This is a genomic window from Amycolatopsis thermalba (assembly GCF_003385215.1).
In the GTDB taxonomy this organism is placed as follows: Bacteria; Actinomycetota; Actinomycetes; order Mycobacteriales; family Pseudonocardiaceae; genus Amycolatopsis_E; species Amycolatopsis_E thermalba.
In genome coordinates this window covers 1-1,238 of record NZ_PQHW01000220.1, presented here as the reverse complement: position 1 = coordinate 1,238, position 1,238 = coordinate 1, and the positions used below count along the sequence as shown (strand labels likewise).

Annotated in this window: 1 protein-coding gene and 1 pseudogene; both read right to left on the bottom strand. The window is 76.0% G+C overall.

Annotated elements, in window-relative coordinates:
- The coding region (locus tag D0D15_RS35760) for a hypothetical protein (RefSeq protein WP_115945107.1) at window positions 1–321 on the bottom strand (321 nt) is incomplete at its 3' end.
- Window positions 318–1,238, bottom strand: a pseudogene (locus tag D0D15_RS35755) (WXG100 family type VII secretion target); the annotation flags it as partial. The pseudogene D0D15_RS35755 and the gene D0D15_RS35760, both read right to left, overlap by 4 nt.

Below are 1,238 nucleotides of genomic sequence, written 5' to 3'. Positions count from 1 at the left end.
GGCGTGGCGGCCTCGGCGGGCCGCGGGTTCGAGGGGTGGGGCGTGGCGGTTGGTGGGTTCGGTCGCCATGTCGGGGTCCTCGAAGGCCATGCCGAGCGAGGCGTTGGGGTCGGGCTTCTCGGGCCGCTCCCAGCCGGCGGCGGTGCGCGCCCGGGCGGCCTGCTCGGCGAGGCGCTGCACAGTCGCGGCGGTTTCCCTCGTCAGCTCGTCGGTGCGGGCCTGGCTCTCCGCGAGGCTCGTCTCGACGCGGCGGCTGATCAGGTCCTGGCGGGCGGCGCGCTCGGCGGCGATCGCGTCGAGCTTCGCCTGGAACTCGCTCACCTGCGGGTCCCCTCGTCGTCCAGCGAACCGCTGATGCGGCCGCCCGAGCCGGGGGTGTCGAAGATGTCACCGTCGACGCGGTAGGCGCGGGACGTCCGTTCGGGGTCGTCACCGCCCTGTTGCCCCGCGGCCGGCGGCATGCCACCGAGCATCCCCATCCCACTCGAATCGACAGCGGCGCCGACCGGATCCAGCCCGGGCGCGGTGCCGAGGGTCGCCCCGGAGGGAGAAGGCGCCGAGGAGTGGCTGAGCGAGCCGGGATCCCCGAGGGAGCCACTGACCTGGGCGGCAAGCCCGTCCGCAACCCCGCCGAGCGCGCTTGCCGCGGCGGTCTGGTCCTGCCTGCCGGGAACAGGCTCACCGGAAGAGGCGAAACCGGCCGCCTGGCCGTGGGTGCCGGGATCAGCACCGGGGAAGCCGGGCACCTCGCCCGGAGCATCAGCACCACCGGCGAAGCCAGCAGCGGCCTGGCCGGCACTCACCCCACCGAAGGCGGCCGCCTGCGCGACGTCGGAGGAGCCCTGCCCAGCCGCGCTGCCGAAATGAGCCGCTTGCCCAGCGTCAGGGGCAAGGTCCTGCGCAGCCGCGCCGCTGAGGGGAGCTGGGGGCTCACCACCGGCGGTGAAGTCCTGACCGGCCGCTGGCTCGGCGCCGAAGGCTCCGGCGGCGCCTAACCGCTGGGCGGCGTCCGGGAGCGCACCGGGGGCGGCTGCGACAGACGGGGCGAACCGCTCGGCCGCGTCCGGGAGAGTGCCGGGGGTGGATGCGCCGACAACGGCGGACGAGGCCAGCCGCTGGGCGGCGTCCGTGAGAGCGCTGGGGGCGGCGCCGGCCGACGGGGCGGGGTGCTGGGTGGTGGCGGGCTCCTCGCCGAGGGTGTAGGTCGTCGGGGGGCCCGTGCCGTCGTCGATGGTGAT